At 58.8% G+C, this 16,852-nt stretch carries 16 protein-coding genes; 7 read left to right on the forward strand and 9 right to left on the reverse strand.

Annotated elements, in window-relative coordinates; all coding sequences use genetic code 11:
* Window positions 1-35: 35 nt before the first annotated feature.
* A complete protein-coding gene (arcB, locus tag ACTG2U_RS09125; protein ID WP_005339096.1) occupies window positions 36-2,348 on the reverse strand; it encodes an aerobic respiration two-component sensor histidine kinase ArcB in 2,313 nt (770 codons plus the stop codon).
* Window positions 2,349-2,554: 206 nt separating this feature from the next.
* On the opposite strand from arcB, the gene ACTG2U_RS09130 reads away from it, so the two are divergent.
* Window positions 2,555-3,553, forward strand: coding sequence for a DUF2860 family protein (locus ACTG2U_RS09130; RefSeq protein ID WP_058057228.1), 999 nt, complete (start codon window positions 2,555-2,557; stop codon window positions 3,551-3,553).
* Window positions 3,554-3,620: 67 nt separating this feature from the next.
* Here the strand turns inward: ACTG2U_RS09130 and ACTG2U_RS09135 are convergent, their stop codons facing one another.
* From ACTG2U_RS09135 to ACTG2U_RS09150, 4 genes are all read right to left on the reverse strand, one after another.
* The gene (locus ACTG2U_RS09135; RefSeq protein WP_005339098.1) at window positions 3,621-4,319 is read right to left on the reverse strand and encodes a DUF3334 family protein; all 699 of its coding nucleotides are present in this window, start codon (window positions 4,317-4,319) and stop codon (window positions 3,621-3,623) included.
* An 89-nt stretch (window positions 4,320-4,408) separates the two neighbouring features.
* Window positions 4,409-4,855, reverse strand: a complete 447-nt coding sequence (locus tag ACTG2U_RS09140) for an HIT domain-containing protein (RefSeq protein ID WP_042080551.1) — start codon at window positions 4,853-4,855, stop codon at window positions 4,409-4,411.
* A gap of 73 nt (window positions 4,856-4,928) precedes the next feature.
* On the reverse strand, window positions 4,929-5,570 hold the full coding sequence (locus tag ACTG2U_RS09145) for a DUF2057 domain-containing protein (RefSeq protein ID WP_167573814.1): 642 nt from the start codon (window positions 5,568-5,570) through the stop codon (window positions 4,929-4,931).
* Window positions 5,571-5,641: 71 nt separating this feature from the next.
* Window positions 5,642-6,541 carry a LysR family transcriptional regulator gene (locus ACTG2U_RS09150; RefSeq protein ID WP_124930299.1) on the reverse strand — a complete coding sequence of 300 codons (900 nt, stop codon included), beginning with the start codon at window positions 6,539-6,541 and terminating at the stop codon, window positions 5,642-5,644.
* Between the two features lie 97 nt (window positions 6,542-6,638).
* Between ACTG2U_RS09150 and ACTG2U_RS09155 the strand changes: the two genes are divergently transcribed.
* Window positions 6,639-7,241 carry a short chain dehydrogenase gene (locus tag ACTG2U_RS09155; protein WP_439974387.1) on the forward strand — a complete coding sequence of 201 codons (603 nt, stop codon included), beginning with the start codon at window positions 6,639-6,641 and terminating at the stop codon, window positions 7,239-7,241.
* 128 nt (window positions 7,242-7,369) lie between these two features.
* On the opposite strand, the gene ACTG2U_RS09160 is transcribed toward ACTG2U_RS09155, so the two are convergent.
* From ACTG2U_RS09160 to dapA, 3 genes are all read right to left on the reverse strand, one after another.
* Window positions 7,370-8,473 carry a phosphoribosylaminoimidazolesuccinocarboxamide synthase gene (locus tag ACTG2U_RS09160; RefSeq protein WP_040065098.1) on the reverse strand — a complete coding sequence of 368 codons (1,104 nt, stop codon included), beginning with the start codon at window positions 8,471-8,473 and terminating at the stop codon, window positions 7,370-7,372.
* Between the two features lie 167 nt (window positions 8,474-8,640).
* On the reverse strand, window positions 8,641-9,768 hold the full coding sequence (gene bamC, locus ACTG2U_RS09165) for an outer membrane protein assembly factor BamC (RefSeq protein ID WP_005349235.1): 1,128 nt from the start codon (window positions 9,766-9,768) through the stop codon (window positions 8,641-8,643).
* On the reverse strand, window positions 9,761-10,648 hold the full coding sequence (gene dapA, locus ACTG2U_RS09170; protein WP_064337272.1) for a 4-hydroxy-tetrahydrodipicolinate synthase: 888 nt from the start codon (window positions 10,646-10,648) through the stop codon (window positions 9,761-9,763). The genes bamC and dapA overlap by 8 nt, the downstream gene beginning before the upstream one ends.
* Before the next feature lie 205 nt (window positions 10,649-10,853).
* Between dapA and ACTG2U_RS09175 the strand changes: the two genes are divergently transcribed.
* The 3 genes from ACTG2U_RS09175 (at window position 10,854) to ACTG2U_RS09185 (ending at window position 12,540) form a co-directional block, all read left to right on the forward strand.
* Window positions 10,854-11,387, forward strand: a complete 534-nt coding sequence (locus ACTG2U_RS09175) for a glycine cleavage system protein R (protein ID WP_005349229.1) — start codon at window positions 10,854-10,856, stop codon at window positions 11,385-11,387.
* A 24-nt stretch (window positions 11,388-11,411) separates the two neighbouring features.
* Window positions 11,412-11,876 carry a thioredoxin-dependent thiol peroxidase gene (bcp, locus tag ACTG2U_RS09180; RefSeq protein ID WP_005358255.1) on the forward strand — a complete coding sequence of 155 codons (465 nt, stop codon included), beginning with the start codon at window positions 11,412-11,414 and terminating at the stop codon, window positions 11,874-11,876.
* Window positions 11,877-12,039: 163 nt separating this feature from the next.
* Window positions 12,040-12,540 carry a YfbU family protein gene (locus tag ACTG2U_RS09185; RefSeq protein ID WP_043851808.1) on the forward strand — a complete coding sequence of 167 codons (501 nt, stop codon included), beginning with the start codon at window positions 12,040-12,042 and terminating at the stop codon, window positions 12,538-12,540.
* Between the two features lie 59 nt (window positions 12,541-12,599).
* Here the strand turns inward: ACTG2U_RS09185 and yfbV are convergent, their stop codons facing one another.
* A complete protein-coding gene (gene yfbV, locus ACTG2U_RS09190; protein ID WP_005339116.1) occupies window positions 12,600-13,040 on the reverse strand; it encodes a terminus macrodomain insulation protein YfbV in 441 nt (146 codons plus the stop codon).
* A gap of 304 nt (window positions 13,041-13,344) precedes the next feature.
* Here yfbV and ACTG2U_RS09195 point away from each other — a divergent pair, with 304 nt between their 5' ends.
* The gene (locus tag ACTG2U_RS09195; RefSeq protein ID WP_040065015.1) at window positions 13,345-14,547 is read left to right on the forward strand and encodes an acetate kinase; all 1,203 of its coding nucleotides are present in this window, start codon (window positions 13,345-13,347) and stop codon (window positions 14,545-14,547) included.
* Window positions 14,548-14,601: 54 nt separating this feature from the next.
* A complete protein-coding gene (gene pta / locus ACTG2U_RS09200; RefSeq protein ID WP_005339119.1) occupies window positions 14,602-16,782 on the forward strand; it encodes a phosphate acetyltransferase in 2,181 nt (726 codons plus the stop codon).
* Window positions 16,783-16,852 lie beyond the last annotated feature (70 nt).

Consider the following 16,852-nt stretch of genomic DNA (forward strand, 5'->3'; position numbering starts at 1 on the left):
AGCAACTTCCATCAGACTCAAGACAACCTCCAGCCTCAAGACAGCAACCAGCGCCGCAGACGGGCGATATCGCCCGGATATTCGCGGCGCAGCGTCTCAATCCAGTCCTCTACGTTCTCCCACCAGGCGGGGTGATCCGGGCTCTGGATCAGCTGAGCCGTCTGCTGCAAACGGCGCAGGCCAATGGAGCCTGCCGCCCCTTTTATCTTGTGTGCCTCTTCCACCACCCCAGCTTGATCCTTGGCAATCATGTTGGAGTCGAGCACCGCCATGTAGTCCGGCATCATTTTCTCGAACAGATCGACGCTGGAGAGCAGCACAGGCTTGCCCACGGTATCGGCGTAATCGGTGAGGAAGGGGATATCCAGCAGGGCATCCTGATTGCCCGCATCAGCCTGCTCGTCCGCTTCATCCTCGGCCAGATCGGCAAACAGGTGACCAATCACCTCCCGCACTGCTTTGGAGCCAAGCGGCTTGTTAATGACATCCTGCATGCCGTGATCCCGGTAGTACTGGCGATCGCCGGTGGAGTTGGCGGTGAGCGCCACCATGGGTGGCAGGCTGTCGCCATAACGCTCCAGCAGGGTTTTCGCCACATCAAAGCCGGTCATGTCCGGCAGCTGGATATCGAGCAAAATGAGGTCGAAATCATCCGGGTTGGCCATCGCCAACGCCTGGGTACCATCTCGTGCCACCTGCACCTGATGACCCAGCTTGCCCAGCAGGGCGCAGGCTACTGTCACGTTAAGCTCCACATCCTCCACCAGCAGGATATCGAGGGAGGGCATCTCCTCCTCCTGCTCTGGCAACACAGGCTCGGCGCAAGCCACTTCCAGCTCGGCGGTGAAGCAGGAACCTTCGCCCGGATCGCTATCCACATAGAGCTGCCCGCCCATCGCCTGCACCAGCTGACGGGAGACCGCGAGGCCAATGCCGGTGCCGGTGGCGTGCTTCTTGCCCTGCACCTGATAGTACATGGCGAAGATCTTCTCCTGCTGGGCGCGCGGGATACCGATACCGGTATCCTCCACCTCGAAGTGCAGGGCCAGCTTGCCCGGCTCGTCGGCGGGATGGGAGAGACAACGCACGGTGACACCCCCCTCATCGGTAAACTTGACCGCATTGCCCACCAGATTCCACAGCACCTGGCGCAGGCGGGTACCGTCAGCCATCACGAATTGCGGCATGTCGCCATCGCGATCGAAATGGAGATAGAGCCCCTTCTGCTCCGCCTGAATGCGCGACAGGGTCTCCAGCTCGTCGAGGAAGGCAGGCAAGTCGATACGGGTCGGCGCAATTTCGAGGCGACGGCGATCCAGTTTGTCCAAGTCGATGATGTCGTTGAAGATATTGCCAAGGGTCACCGCACTCAGGTGAATGGTCTTGAGCTGCTGATGCTGCTTGGGATCGAGGGGGGTATCCATCAGCATCCGGCTTAAGCCCACGATGCCGTTGAGCGGGGTGCGCAACTCGTGGCTGATGGTGGAGATAAAGGTCGTCTTGTCGCGGCTCGCCTTCTCCAGCTTGTCCTGATACTGCTTGCGCTCGGTGATGTCGCGGCCAAAGCCGAGCAGGCCGAGTCGCTTGCCGAAGCGGTCGAAGAAGGGCACCTTGCGCAGCTCGAAGTAGGCTTTACGGCCATCGGGATACTCCAGCCACTGCTCGTAGGTGAGCGGCTCGTTGCTGGCAAAAACCTGCTTGTCGGTCTCCACCACCTTGTTGGCGATCTCCTGCTTGTAGACATCGAACGGGGTCAGACCGATCAGCTCGGCCTCCACCTTGCCGGTCAGCTCCTCCATGGCGCGGTTGCAACCGGAAAACTGCTCATCCTCGTTGCGGTAGTAGACCAGATCGGGGGAGCAGTCGATAAAGGAGCGCAACAGGGCAGTACGCTCCCCCAGATGAAGCTGGGCTTTCTCTCGCTGGAACACCTCATTCTCGAGATCCTCGATGGCCTGCAGACGCAGACTCTCGGCCCGGTTGGTCTCGGCAATCTGGGCGTTGAGGCGGCTGATGTTCTCCTGCAGCTGGGTATTGAGCTCCAGATCCCGCTCGCGCATATCTTGCAGCTTGCGCACCATCCGGCTCAGTCGCTGACGGGAATCCTCCAGCTGATCCACCACGATGGAGAGAAAATAGACCGCCCAGGGGGTCACCAGCAGGCCAAAAAACACCGAGCGAACGAAGTCGATCACATCGATATTGCCGCGCAGGAACAGGGTCACCCCCATCTGGATGGCGACCGCCAGCACGATAATGCCCGCCGCCAGGAACATGCTGAAGCGCACCAGTCCCAGCTTGGTCATCAGATCGACATAATATTGCGCCCAGGATTTAATCTGTTTCATCTTATTGTTTTCCCCCGATATTCGCGGTACAGAATACCAGCACAACCGAGTGAACTCTTCTTAATCTCGCACAATTAATTAACGATTCGCCGAATGAAATGAGTGGGTTAGGATAATTGACAATATTGAGTCAGTTGCCATTAAGGTTTTTTCTTTATACTCACCGGCCGAAAAAATTCACCACCATTTAATTTAGGAGTTATCCGATGCGCAATACCACCTTGCTGGGCCTGGGCCTGCTGGTCGCAAATAGTGCTTATGCTGATTTGGGTGAAATTCCCAAGGAGTCTGGCTGGTCCGGTTTCCTGCTCGGCGGGGTCAGTGTCATCAATTACGAATCAAATTTTTATAGCGGTGATGATGAAAACCGCCGCCTGAGCGGACTGGGCAGTGCCGAGAGCAGCTCCGCCGTTGCCCCGCTGCTCAACGCCGATATCCGCTACACCTTTGCCGATACCCGCACCCAGGTCTTCCTCGGTAACCTGATCCAGGATGCCATACGTTTCGACTTCACCCAGCAGCTCGGTATCCGTCAGGAGATGAGCGACAAGGGCATCGTAGCTGGCTCCGTGGTCTTTAATGCCATGCCGACCGAGCAGTGGAGCGATCCCTTCGCGGTGGGTGTCGACCGCCAGTCGACCGATATCAAGTCAAAAGGGGTTCGCTTCGCCTGGGACAGCATCTGGGGTAGCAACTTCAATGGCAGCCTGACCACCCGCAACATCGAGGTGGATGAGGAGCGCAGCGGCCAGCAATACGATAAGGATAACCAGACAAACTATGCGACCAAGCTGGATCGCAACGGCAAGATCCACGCCCTCGACCTCTCCTACAAATGGCAACTGGCCCCCGGTCAGATGCTGGAGCCAGCCTTTATCTACCGCCAAGCGGATCTGGATGGCAGCGCCCAAAGCTACAAGAGCAACGGCCTGCAGTTGACCTACGGCATGCGCGCTTCCCAGTGGTCTTTCGTCAGCAACGCCTATCTGGGCCAGACCAAATATGATGAGGCCAACCCGATCTTTGGCCAAAACGCCGACTCCGACGAGTTTGCCCTGACCGGTACCTTCTTCTGGCACCGCCTGTTCGGTATCGCGCCGCTCTCCGCAACCTTTACCGCTGGCTATGCCAAGTCCGATTCCGACATCAACTTCTACGATTCTGAATCCGTGATGTTCAACACCGGCCTGCTCTACAACTTCTAATAACGGTTGTGCGCACCGATACAACAAGGCCACCCGAAGGTGGCCTTGTTGCTATCCGGCATTTGCCTCAAATACCCAGAGAGTCGAGCAGATCGTCGTGATCGTTGGCGACCGGAGCCGCAGCCTGAGCCGGCTTGGCGGCATCCTGCTTGGCTTGGGCGATCAGCGCATCGGGATCCAGCTCTTCATGCTCCATTCCCTCATTGTGGATGCGGATGAACTCGGTTTTGTCCATCGCCAGCTCCAGATAGAAGATGTTGTTGCGGGCGGTGAAGAAGGTGACGCGGCGGGACTCCGGGCTGTCGAGATTGGTATCGACGCTCAGCATCACCTGCTTGTTGAGGGCCAGCATCTTCGGCTGGTTCTGGGTGATGTGGGTCTGCAGATCCCGACCCACCTTGACGGTGAAGCTGCCGACGATCTGGTTCATCAGCTCGCCCATCACGTTGCTCACCTCATCAGAGGTGTGGGAGATGGCGAGATCCTCCTTGGAGAGCCCCATGCTCAGCATGTAGCTCTCGTACAGCTCCATGGCGGCGGCGGCGGAGAAGTTGATCACCACCAGACCGGAAAAACCGCCATCGAACAGCACGAAGCAGCCGATATCCGGTTTTAGGCAGGTCTTGCTGATCCGCTGCACCATGCCGGAAAACCGCACCTGACTCATGGTCGCGGCACTCAAAACGTCCGTCACCGAGTTGCACAGGCTGAGCAGCACATCCTCTGTGGTCAATACGGCATCGTCATCGGATCTTGTCACTATCATGGGACCTTCCTGAACATCGAAAATGGGCTTATCAATACCATAACTCTAACAGATGGCGCGGCCCGGAGACTGAAATAGCGACACGCCTCTCAGTTGACTCCGTTATCAGCAGCCACAGGGGTGAAACCGCTCAGCTTGGCGAGCCGGGCACGCCATATATCGGCCTGCTGTGCCAAAACTTGTGGCTCATAAGGCACGACCGGATGAGCGCCCCAGATGGGGCCTGGCCAGGCGCGATCCGTCGCAAAGCGGGCTACATGGTGAAGATGGAGTTGCGGCACCAGATTGCCCAACGCTCCGATGTTGATCTTGTCCGGGCTGAGGGCCTGTTCCATCAGGTTGGCGACAGCGCAGGACTCCTGCATCAGCTGTTGTTGCTGCTCCGGAGCCAGATGGTGAATTTCCCGCAGGTTGGCTACTCGCGGTACCAGGATAAGCCAGGGATACTGGCTGTCTTTGGCCAGCAAGACCCGGCAGAGGGGCAGATCCCCGAGCCACCGGGTATCTGCCTGCAGGCGTGAATGCAATTCAAACATGAAAACCTCGTTGAGTACGATGAACAGAGCGCCTGAAAAAGGAGTGTCCACGTTACTGCAACGGGCATAAAACTTAAAGCTGTGGGACGGCCCAACCGATAAAGCGCTTGCGCAGAGCCGGATCGGCCTGGAGGAACAGCTGCTGCAACTGCCCTTCCAGCTCGCTGGCTGCCACAACGGGTTGAGCACCACCTGCGGCCGTGGCCGTTGGCTGCGTAGCAACGGCGCCAGCCGTCAGCGCCGCCTTGCCGCCGCTGCGGTTGTATTCAGCCAGTTTGCCGTTCCAATCCACCCCTAGCAGCATGCCGCTGGTCACCAGCGCATCCTGCTGGATAGCAAGCGCGCGGCCATTCTCCTGCAGCGCTACCACAGGAGCCTTGGCATACGCCTGCATCCCCCGCTCGTCTCCCGGTACGCTGGCCGTCAGCTGCAAATGCTGATTGCTGCCCTGATAGCGCACCACCTGCGGCTCGGAGCGTACCTGCCGATCATTCTCGCTGCTGCTGCGACTGGGGATCACCCCCTCGAAGCGCACCAGCAGTTGCTGCTCGCCATCCGCCAGGGTGGCATGCTGCTCATCCTGCAAGGTGCCGTTGCTCACCGCGAGGATGCGGAAATTCTCCGGCACCTTCACGTCCACCATGGCCTGTACACTGCCTGCCCCCAAGACTGCACAGAGCAGCACAAAACCGGTCAACCCTCTATTACTCTTCATTCCCGCTGATCTTCCTGATGCCGATGATGGGCGCAGGGTAGCAGCCGAAGATGACAGAAAAATAACGCCGCTCATAGCAGGTAGTGGGGTCGCTCGGCAAACCACTGGGCAAGCACCTGCTTGAACAGCCGGATCTTGCGTGGCACCCGCCGCTGCTGGGCATGCAGCACATGAAGCTGATGCAGCCCGCTCTGCCACTCATCTAGCACGGTCACCAGCTCCCCTGCCGTCAGCAGCGATTCCACCAGCATCAGCGGGCACTTGGCATAGCCCATACCGGCACGCGCCAATTGCAACACGGTACTGTAATGGTTGGCCCGCACCTTGCCCTGCACCAGAATGTGAGCCTCTTCCCCTTCACGGATAAAGTGCCACTGCTCCCAGGCCGGATTGTGCCCCTGCAACAGGCAGCTGCGCCCGCTCAGCTCATAGGGAGTGGCGGGACGCCCCTCTCGCGCCACCAGTGCGGGGCTCGCCACCACCACATCCTTGAGCCGCCCCAGTGGCAGGGCCACCAGATTATCCGGCACTTCGCTCATGGCGCGCAGGGCGATGTCGTTCTCTCCCTGGCTCATGTCGACCATCTGGTTGGTGAAGTTGAGCTCCACCTCCACTCCCGGGCAGAGCGCGGCAAAGCTGGTCAGCAGCTCGCTCACCATCCGATCGCCGGTGCTGACCGGGCAGGTAAAGCGCAGTCGTCCGCAATCCTCTTCGGTCAGCGCCTGAATATCCTGCTCCGCCTGCCGAGCCAGCGCGAAGATCTCCCCCGCCTGCTGATAGAGGGTCTTGCCCGCCTCGGTCAGACTGAGGCGGCGGGTGGTGCGCTGCAACAGTTGTGCATTGAGGGAGGTCTCCAGCGCGCTGACATGGCGGCTCAGCATCCCCTTGCTGACCCCCAGCGTATCGGCAGCAGCCGAGAAACTGCCGCGCAGCACCACTTCGTAAAAGCTGGCCAGATGGGCGATATCCATCATTAGCTCCAATATGGAAACAATGGGTTTATTATACGCGCTTTTTCGCATTTTCTGTTGCGCTAGAATCGATACATCCCAACCAGGAGTGATGCAGATGAAAATTGTGATTGTGGGTGCCTCCGGCACCGTCGGCTCCGCGGTCAGTGAACTGCTTGCCAAAGATCATCAGGTGATCCGGGTCGGCCACAGCCGTGGCGATGCCACGGTCGACATGCGCGATCCCGCCTCCATCAAGGCGCTGTTTGCCCAAGTGGGCCAGTTTGATGCACTGGTTGTCGCCAGCGGCAGTGTGGCCTTCAACGGCCTGACCGAGATGACCGACGAGCAGTGGCAGGTGGGACTGGAGAGCAAGCTGATGGGCCAGATCAACCTGACCCGCGCCGCCATCCCCAATCTGACAGACAAGGGCTCCATCACTCTGATCAGCGGCATTCTGAGCGAGGAGCCGATCAACTGGGGCGTGAGTGCCAGCACCGTCAACGGCGCCATCGAGCACTTTGTGAAAGCGGCCGCCAGCGAGCTGCCGAGAGGCCTTCGCATCAACGTGGTGAGCCCCACCGTGCTGGAGGAGTCGATGGACAAATACGCCGACTTCTTCCCGGGCTTCGTGCCGGTGCCCGCCGCCAAAGTGGCGCAGGCTTACAAGAAGTCGGTGTTGGGCATTCAGACAGGTCAGGTGTTCAGGGTCAACGGCTGATCGCCGCTCGCTTGCCGCCAGACCAGCAATAAAAACGGGCCCCGCTGAGGGGCCCGTCTGTTTCTCTGCCTCTCTCCATCGCCACCAGCAAACGTTTGTTTGTTGGCGACAAAAAAAGAGAGCACCCCTTAGTCGATCAGACCGTACTGATCGCGCAGCACCTCGATGATCTCCTGCTTGGGATTGGCAGAACGCGCCAGCTTGTGGCCGATGATCTTCTCGGCGATCCCAACATAGGTGTTGGAGATATCCATCATCACTTCGGTCGGCAGCTTGTTGTCGCGGGCCAGGGCAAAACGTTCCGGCATGCGGTTCTTGTTGAGCAGGATGTCCGGATCCGGGAAGTGGTTGAGCAGCCACTGACGGAAACCCTCTTTGGACTTCTCGACGATCTGGCCGTCGCGCAGGGCCGCGCCATCCCAGATACGGGAGCTGTCGGGGGTGCCCACTTCATCCATGTAGATGAGCTTTTCATTGCCCGCCGCATCGTGGACATAACCAAACTCGAACTTGGTATCGACGAAGATCTGATCCAGCCCGGCCAGCGCGTCGCTGATGACGTTGAAGCCCTCTTTGAGCAGCACTTCGTAGCGGTCGATGTCGGCCGGTTTGCTGAAGTTGAAGCCTTTATAGTGGCGCTCGATATCGGCACGGGAGACGTTGACGTCATCGGCTTCCGGCACGCCATCCAGCCCTTTCAGCACGCCCTTGGTAGACGGGGTGATGAGGATCTCCGGCAGTTTCTGATCCTTTTTGAGCCCTTCCGGCAGGGTGATGCCGCAGAACTCGCGCTCGCCATCCTTGTAGGCACGCCACATGGAGCCGGTGATGTACTGGCGGGCAATCGCCTCGATCATCACCGGACGGGCTTTTTGCACGATCCAGACGAAGGGGTGCGGAATATCCAGAATGTGGCTGTCAGCCAGTCCCTTCTCCTTGAACAGCTTGAACCAGTGGCTGGAGATGGCGTTGAGCGCCGCCCCTTTGCCCGGTACGCCGTTCAGGCCATCCACACCTTGCCAGATGCAATCGAAAGCCGAGATGCGATCGCTGATCACCATGAGGGCGAGGGGCGCATCGGCCGGCACATCATAGCCTTTCTCTTTTATGAGCCGGGCACTGTCTTCGGGGGTCAACCAGTAGACGCTGCGCACTTTGCCGGAATGGACAGGTTTATCGGTACGGATCGGCAAATCGTCATTCACCGCCAATACTTGATCTGCAAGACTCATGGCTAATAACACTTCCTGTTTGTGGGGGGTAAACATCGCGAGTTCCTCACCTGCGCGCTCTGTTTGCAACGGGCTGGCAAGGGGGCTCGCATCATCGAAAACCACTCGGAATCCCCGCGTTTTCAGGGGGATTCCGATAACAAAACAGGGGCACAAGGCCCCTGTATTTATTCTGCTTTTGCTGCTGCCTGATCGGCCAGCCCCTTGGCGAACGCTTCGGACAGGCTGATATACATCTGGGAGATAACCCCGGACGATACCGGCTTCTTGTCCTTGTCGAACAGGGTGATGGAGGTCTTGCCTCCCGCCATTTCGCCAAGCTGGAAGCGGTATTTCTCCTCCTCCAGTTTGAACGGCTCGCTCCCTTTCGCCTTCCAGAACTCGGCACCCGGCTCTTCGTACTCGACGTCGATCCAGCCCAGAGACTGCTGGGTATCCTTGATGGTGAAACCGTAAGCGGGCAGTACCTGGTTGAGGCGACGCCACACCTGATCAAAGGAGCCTTCGGCAATCCAGGCGCTCAGCTCGTTGTTGTCCAGACCCAGTTGCAGACCCATGCCATCGTTGGACTTGTGCTGCTCGCGGGCTTTCAGCTGGCTGTCGTAATAGAGAGAGAACTGGTTCAGCACTCGCGCGGCATAGCGCTGGGCATCGGCAGGGGTCAGCTTGTTGCTGGTCTCGCCGTCGATGGTCTCTTCGTGATCCAGCACCCGGACCGACATGTTGACGGCGTGGCGCTGGGCGTCGTTGCGTACGGTGAACTGGTAACGCTGACGGATTTTGAAGTCTTCGTCATCTTCACCCCAGCCATCGAGGGCGACCGTGTTGTCAAACCAGCCGGTCTGCAATACGCCATCCTGCTGATCCAGCTTCTCGGTGGTGACCTTGTATTTGGCCAGGAAGTTCATCAGGAACGACCAGGTATCGCGCTCCACGCTCTGGCTGGTGCTCAGGGCATAGAAGGCAACGGTCGGTTCGGTTGCGCTCTGCACCACCTGGCTGCCCGGTACCACGGTCAGCAGCTGGGCTGGCGGGCGCACATCGACCTGGGCGCCGAGGGCACCTTCACGGCTGCTCTCGGGAAGCGGCGGGATGTCGTACTGGCTGTTGAAGGTGGGGGCACTCAATCCTGCGGGGATCAAGAACGCGCGGCCCTCGAGGCGGGCATCTTCATAACCGAAGTCGCGGTTGGCCATTTTGCGATCCTGGGGGGTGCTGCAACCGGCCAATACGGCCACAGTCGCAACGCTCAGCACCAGACGGGCTCTATTTCCCTTTCCATTAGATTTAAACACTCGCCATCAACTCCGCTGTGGTCAGTGCTCGCGCCATCAGCTGTTCGCCCTCGGGGGTGAGGTCAACCAGCGGCAGGCGCAAGGTGGCTGTTGCAATCAACCCCAGTTGGGCACAGGCCCATTTCACCGGGGTGGGGCTCGGTTCGCAGAACAGAGTCTTGTGCAACGGCATCAAGAGATTGTTGATGTCATGCGCCTGCCCGGCATCACCGGCCAGCGCAGCACGACACATGTCGGCCATCTGGGCCGCTGCAATATTGGTGGTGACCGAAATCACGCCATCGCCACCTTGCAGCATAAAATCACAACCAGTGGCATCATCGCCACTGTAGAGAGCAAACTCCGGCCCGCACAGCTCGCGCAGCAGCGGGGTGCGGCTCAAATCGCCAGTTGCCTCTTTCAAACCGATAATGCCGGGAACCTTGGCCAGACGGGCCACGGTCTCCGGTTTGAGATCGCAACAGGTGCGACCGGGCACATTATAAAGAATTTGGGGCAGACCACTAGCCTCGGCGATCGCACAATAGTGGCGATAGAGACCTTCCTGAGTGGGCTTGTTGTAGTAAGGAGTCACCGAGAGGCCCGCCACCACGCCGGTTTTGGCCAAGCGTTTGCTCAGTTCGATGGCGTGAGCGGTATTGTTGGAGCCGCAACCGGCGATGACGGGAATGCGTCCGGCGGCATACTCAACGCTCTTTTCAACGACGGCGATATGCTCCTGCTCGCTCAGGGTCACCGATTCCCCCGTGGTACCCACCGCAACAATGGCGCTGGTCCCGGCGCTGACATGATAGTCGACCAGTTTGGCCAGACTGGCCCAATCGACTTCACCTGAAGCCAGCATGGGGGTAACGAGCGCAACAATACTACCGCGTAACATGGACTTTTCTCCCGATTTTCAGGGGCGTAATGGTAAAGCTGACCCCTTTGAAAAACAAGGGAGAGAGGGGGCAAGCCGTGATACCATCCGGAACAAAAAGTAATGGACGAAAGTCGGCAACGTCCCTCAGGGAGTGGCCATCAGGGCCGGAGGGTTGGCTTGCCAGCGCGGCTTTCGCAACGAAATAACGGACGAGAGAAGATTTATGACTCACTACCTGGTCGTAACGGCCATCGGCACGGACAGGCCTGGCATCGTCAATGAAGTGACCCGCCACGTCAGTGGCTGTGGTTGCAACATTGTAGACAGCCGCCTTGGCATCTTCGGCAATGAATTTACCTTTATCATGCTGCTCTCGGGCGACTGGAACAGCATGATGCAACTCGAAATCAGCCTGCCCCTGCGTAGCCAGGAGTGGGATCTCATCACCATGATGAAACGCACCGAACGCCACCAGTCCCTGCAGTATGACGTCCGCGCCAGTGCCGATCTGTTGATCCGCGACGAGCCCGGCATCGTAAGCCAGTGCACCCAGTTCTTCAGCGAACATGGCTGGAACATTCAGGCGATGCAATCCATGACCCTGGAGCAGCAGCCGTTCAACCTGCTGAAGATCAGTTTTCAGCTCAATCTGGCCAGAGAGGGTGAAGTGGAAGGTTCGCAAACCGCCTTCGCCGAATTCTGTCGTCAACTGGGTGCCGAATCGTTCGAGTTTATCGTCAATCGCAAACACGCCTGAGGGCGTTTTACCCGAGGAGACCCCATGCAACCACTACAAGCTGGCAGCCCCGCCCCCGATTTCTCCCTGCCCGACCAGAATGGCAATCAGGTCAGCCTCGCTGGCCTGCGCGGCAAGAAGGTGCTGGTCTATTTCTACCCCAAGGCGATGACCCCCGGCTGCACCACCCAGGCCTGCAGCCTGCGCGATGTGAACGCCGAGCTGGCCGCCCTCAATGTGGTGGTGCTTGGCATCAGCCCGGACCCGGCCAAACGGCTGAAAAAGTTCGAAGAGCGGGACCAGCTCAACTTCACCCTGCTGGCTGATGAAGACCACGCCGTCGCCGATGCTTTTGGCGTCTGGGGCCCGAAGAAGTTCATGGGCAAGGAGTATGACGGCATTCACCGCCAGAGCTTCCTGATCGACGAAGAGGGCAAGATTGCCCACCACTTCGACAAGTTCAAAACCAGCGATCACCATCAGGTGGTACTGGATTTCCTCAAGGGGTAACCCTCCCCTGCGTCATTGAAAGGCCTGCCATGCAGGCCTTTTTCGTCTGCTCAGCCACCCCTTGCCAGCGGATTTTTCTCACCAACTCCCCCGCCCAGATCAAAAAATTCATTTTATATATGGGTTAACGTGGCCCCAGATTCATCTTCCAGCGAGATATCCCATGAACATGAGCAACACTGAGCGTTTGATCCTGAGCAACCAGTACGAAATTCTGGCGAAACTCAACCCGGAGAAAGCGGACTTCTACCAGCGCGCCAGCACCATCATCGAGCGCGGCTACTGCCTGCAGATCCTTGAGCTGGAGAAGAGCTTCGGCCATCTGGATCTGGCGACCTGCCAGGAGGTGATCGACACCCTGGAGCTGCACCACGCACTGGCCATCTCATGGGGTAATCTGGATGCCGCCGATCAGGGCGAGATCAACGCCAGTCGGCTGGAGTTCAACGGCTACAGCCGCAGCCAGGAGCGTGAGCTGGCCGACTACGTCTGTTTCCTGCTGGAGGTGGACAAGCGCTTTCCCGAGCTCAAGTGCCCGTGCGACGAGCTCTCCAGCGACATCGCCATGCGCGACAAGTATCAGCGGATGCTGCAGGTGTGGCGTCAGTGTCCACGTCAGTACAAGCTCTCCATCCAGGAAATCCGCAAGGTACTGGCAGCGTGATCCGCACACCGACCGCAACAAAAAAGGCGCCACTGGCGCCTTTTTGCATCTGAAACGGGTTATTCGTAGAGAAAGGATTTATCGAGCTGCTGGAAGGCGGCCTTGAGGGTATCGGCCAGCTCTTCATAGCGCGGTTGTGACACCAGCTGACGACGGCCACCCTGCTCGTTCATCTTGCCGTTGATCTCCCGATACCAGCTCGCAAGCGACGGGGGCAAACGGGTGTCGGCACGCTGGCCGAGCCAGTAGTAGCCCTGCAGCGGCAAGCTGAGCAAAAACAGCACCGAGGTGATGACGGAGGGCCAGTAGTGCAGCTCGCCAAACTGGAACTGCAGCATCACGCTCAGCACCGCCAGCGCGGGGATCACCTTGAGGGCGAACTCGGTTGCCTTGATCACCCGATTTTCAGGAAACATCGAATTGAGCTCGGGACGGCGCGGCCAAAGCGTCATATAATGGCGGCCTTGCTGTAACTTAGTTCCAAAAATGTTCATGCTCATACTACCTCCGAGCGCTTTTTGAACGTACTAACGGCAAAACCTCGACAAAATTTGATGCAAAGTAACAAAGGTTGAGGATGACTTTGTTATTTTTCAACAATCGGGTTATCCTTTGTACGCCCATTTTTGCGTCAAAAGCTTCTTGCTATTGACCTGTCAGGGACGTCTGGATTTCGGGTCTTGTATCACTATACAAGGGGCAAGCAACAGATTGCCAACCCTCATAAGGATAAGTTGAAAGTTTTTGGCCGCACCGCGTCCAACGCATCCGCCTACACAACCCAATCTGCGATAGGATTTATTCATGAGTAAGCTGGTTCTTGTTCTTAACTGTGGCAGCTCTTCCCTGAAGTTTGCCGTCATTGACGCAACCACCGGTGATGACCTGCTGTCCGGCCTGGCCGAGTGCTTCAACCTCGACGACGCCCGCATCAAGTGGAAACTGAATGGCGAGAAAGGCAGTGCCGATCTGGGTGCGGGTGCCGCTCACCAGGAAGCGCTGGACTTCATCGTCAACAAGATCCTGCCGCTCAATCCGGAACTGTCCAAGAACCTGATCGCCATCGGTCACCGTGTTGTTCACGGCGGCGAGCGCTTCACCTCTTCCGTCGTTATCTGTGACGACGTGATCGCCGGCATCGAAGCCGCCGTTCCGTACGCACCGCTGCACAACCCGGCTCACCTGATCGGTATCCGTGAAGCTCGCCGCGTATTCCCGGCGCTGGCTGACAAGAACGTGGCCGTATTCGATACCGCGTTCCACCAGACCATGCCGGAAGAAGCCTTCCTGTACGCCCTGCCGTACAAGCTCTACAAAGAGAACGGCATCCGTCGCTACGGCGCTCACGGCACCAGCCACTACTACATCAGCCTGGAAGCTGCCAAGCAGCTGAACAAGCCGGTTGAAGAGCTGAACATCATCAACTGCCACCTGGGCAACGGCGGTTCCGTCTGCGCCATCAAGAACGGCAAGTCTGTTGATACCTCCATGGGCCTGACTCCGCTGGAAGGTCTGGTGATGGGTACCCGCTCCGGTGATCTGGACCCGGCCATCATCTTCTTCCTGCACGACAAGCTGGGCATGAGCGTGGCCGATATCAACACCATGCTGACCAAAGAGTCCGGCCTGCAGGGTCTGACCGAAGTGACCTCCGACTGCCGTTTCGTTGAAGACAACTACGACAGCAAAGAAGAAGCCAAGCGTGCTATGGACGTTTACTGCTATCGCCTGGCCAAGTACATCGGCGCCTACGCTGCCGCCATGGACGGTCGTCTGGACGCCGTTGTTTTCACCGGTGGTATCGGTGAAAACTCCGCCCCGATCCGTGAAATCACCCTGAACAAGCTGGGTCTGCTGGGCTTTGACGTCGATCACGACGCCAACCTGAAGGCTCGTTTCGGCAAGGGTGGCGAGATCACCAAGGCTGGTTCTACCAAGGCCCTGGTTATCCCGACCAACGAAGAGTGGGTTATCGCCCACGACGCGCTGGAACTGGTCGGCGCTTAATTGACGCAGTAACTCGAGGCCGCCCACAGGGCGGCCTTTTCCTGATCCCAAAAAATGAACAAGGGGTATAAAGTGGCACGCACTATTATGCTTATCCCGGTCGGCACTGGTGTCGGCGTAACTTCCGTGAGTCTGGGCGTCGTTCGCGCCATGGAGCGTCACGGTGTCAATGTCAGCTTCTTCAAACCGGTTGCCCAGCCGCGTCCGGGTGAAACCGGTGCCGAGCGCTCAACCGCCGTTATCCGCGCTGCTGCCAACATCAACCCGCCCGAGCCGTTCACCCTCTCCTACGCCGAGAACATGATCAGCTCCAGCAACACCGACATCCTGCTGGAAGAGATCGTTGCCCGCTTCGAAGAGCACGTGAAATCCAGTGGTGCCGAAGTGCTGGTTGTCGAAGGTATGGTGCCGACCGACAAGCAGCCCTTTGCCAACAAGCTGAACTACGACGTCGCCAAGGCGCTGGACGCTGACATGGTATTCGTGACCCACCCGGGCCATGACTCCAGCCAGAAACTGAAAGAGCGCATCGAGCTGGCCTGCTCCAACTTCGGTGGTGTCAACAACCCCCGCATCGTTGGGTGCGTGATCAACAAGGTTGGCGCGCCGGTTGACGAGCATGGCGTAACCCGCCCTGACCTGACCGAGATGTTCGAAGCCCATCACCACGCTTCTGACGCAGCTCACAACCTGGAAGTGCTGCAAGTATTCGGCAAGAGCCCGCTGCGCATCCTGGGTTGCATCCCCTGGAACACCCAGCTGATCGCCCCGCGCGCCAAGGATCTCGCCAAGCATCTGGCTGCCAAGATCTTGCACAAGGGTGAGCTGGACAGCCGTCGCCTGCAGACCGTGACCTTCTGCGCCCGCTCCATCCACAACATGGTTGAGCACTTCCGTCCGGGTAGCCTGCTGGTCACCTCCGGCGATCGCTCTGACGTCATCGTCTCCGCCTGCCTCTCCGCCATGAACGGCGTCAAGCTGGGCGCCCTGCTGCTGACCGGTAACTATCATCCGGAGCCGCAGGTAATGGCGCTGTGCCAACAGGCCATGGCCACCGGCCTGCCGATCATGATGACCGGTACCAACACCTGGCAGACCGCCGTCAGCCTGCAGAACTTCAACGTCGATATTCCGGAAGATGACCGCGAGCGTATCGAGCTGGTACAGGACTACGTCGCTGGCCACATCGACAAGCACTGGATCGAGTCGCTGACTGTCAGCTCTACCCGTTCCCGTCGCCTGAGCCCGCCGGCATTCCGTTATCAGCTGACCGAGCTGGCCCGTCAGGCCAACAAGCGTGTCGTGCTGCCGGAAGGCGACGAGCCGCGCACCATCAAGGCTGCCGCCATCTGTGCCGAGCGTGGCATTGCTCGTCCGGTGCTGCTGGGTAACCCGGAAGAGATCCGTCGCGTTGCCGAACAGCAGGGTGTTGTTCTGACCGATCGCGTCGAAATCATCGATCCGGCCGTTGTGCGCGAACGCTATGTGCCGCGTCTGGTCGAGCTGCGCAAGAACAAGGGCATGACCGAAGTGGTTGCTCGCGAGCAGCTAGAAGACAACGTGGTACTGGGTACCATGATGCTGGAGCGCAATGAAGTTGACGGCCTGGTATCCGGCGCGGTGCACACCACTGCCAACACCATCCGTCCGCCGATGCAGATCATCAAGACCGCTCCGGGCTCTTCCCTGATCTCCTCCATCTTCTTCATGCTGCTGCCTGACCAGGTGCTGGTCTACGGTGACTGCGCGATCAACCCGGATCCGACTGCCGAGCAGCTGGCCGAAATCGCCATCCAGTCCGCCGACTCTGCAGCCGCGTTCGGCATCGAGCCGCGCGTAGCCATGATCTCCTACTCTACCGGTACCTCTGGCGCCGGTGCCGATGTAGAGAAAGTGCGTGAAGCGACCGAGCTGGCCAAGGCCAAGCGCCCCGATCTCATCATCGACGGCCCGCTGCAGTACGACGCGGCCATCATGGAGAACGTGGCCAAGTCCAAGGCACCGAACTCACCGGTTGCCGGTAAAGCTACCGTGTTCGTCTTCCCTGACCTGAACACCGGTAACACCACCTACAAGGCGGTACAGCGTTCCGCTGACCTGGTCTCCATCGGCCCGATGCTGCAAGGCATGCGCAAGCCGGTCAACGACCTCTCCCGTGGCGCCCTGGTTGACGACATCGTCTACACCATCGCCCTGACCGGTATCCAGGCTGCACAGGCTGACGAACAAGCCTAATCAGCATCCGCCTGAAAAAACCGATCACAAAGGCTGCTCACCCCAGGTGAGCAGCCTTTTTTATTGGTTC

Source organism: Aeromonas sp. 95A, from assembly GCF_051919235.1.
In the GTDB taxonomy this organism is placed as follows: Bacteria; Pseudomonadota; Gammaproteobacteria; order Enterobacterales; family Aeromonadaceae; genus Aeromonas; species Aeromonas veronii.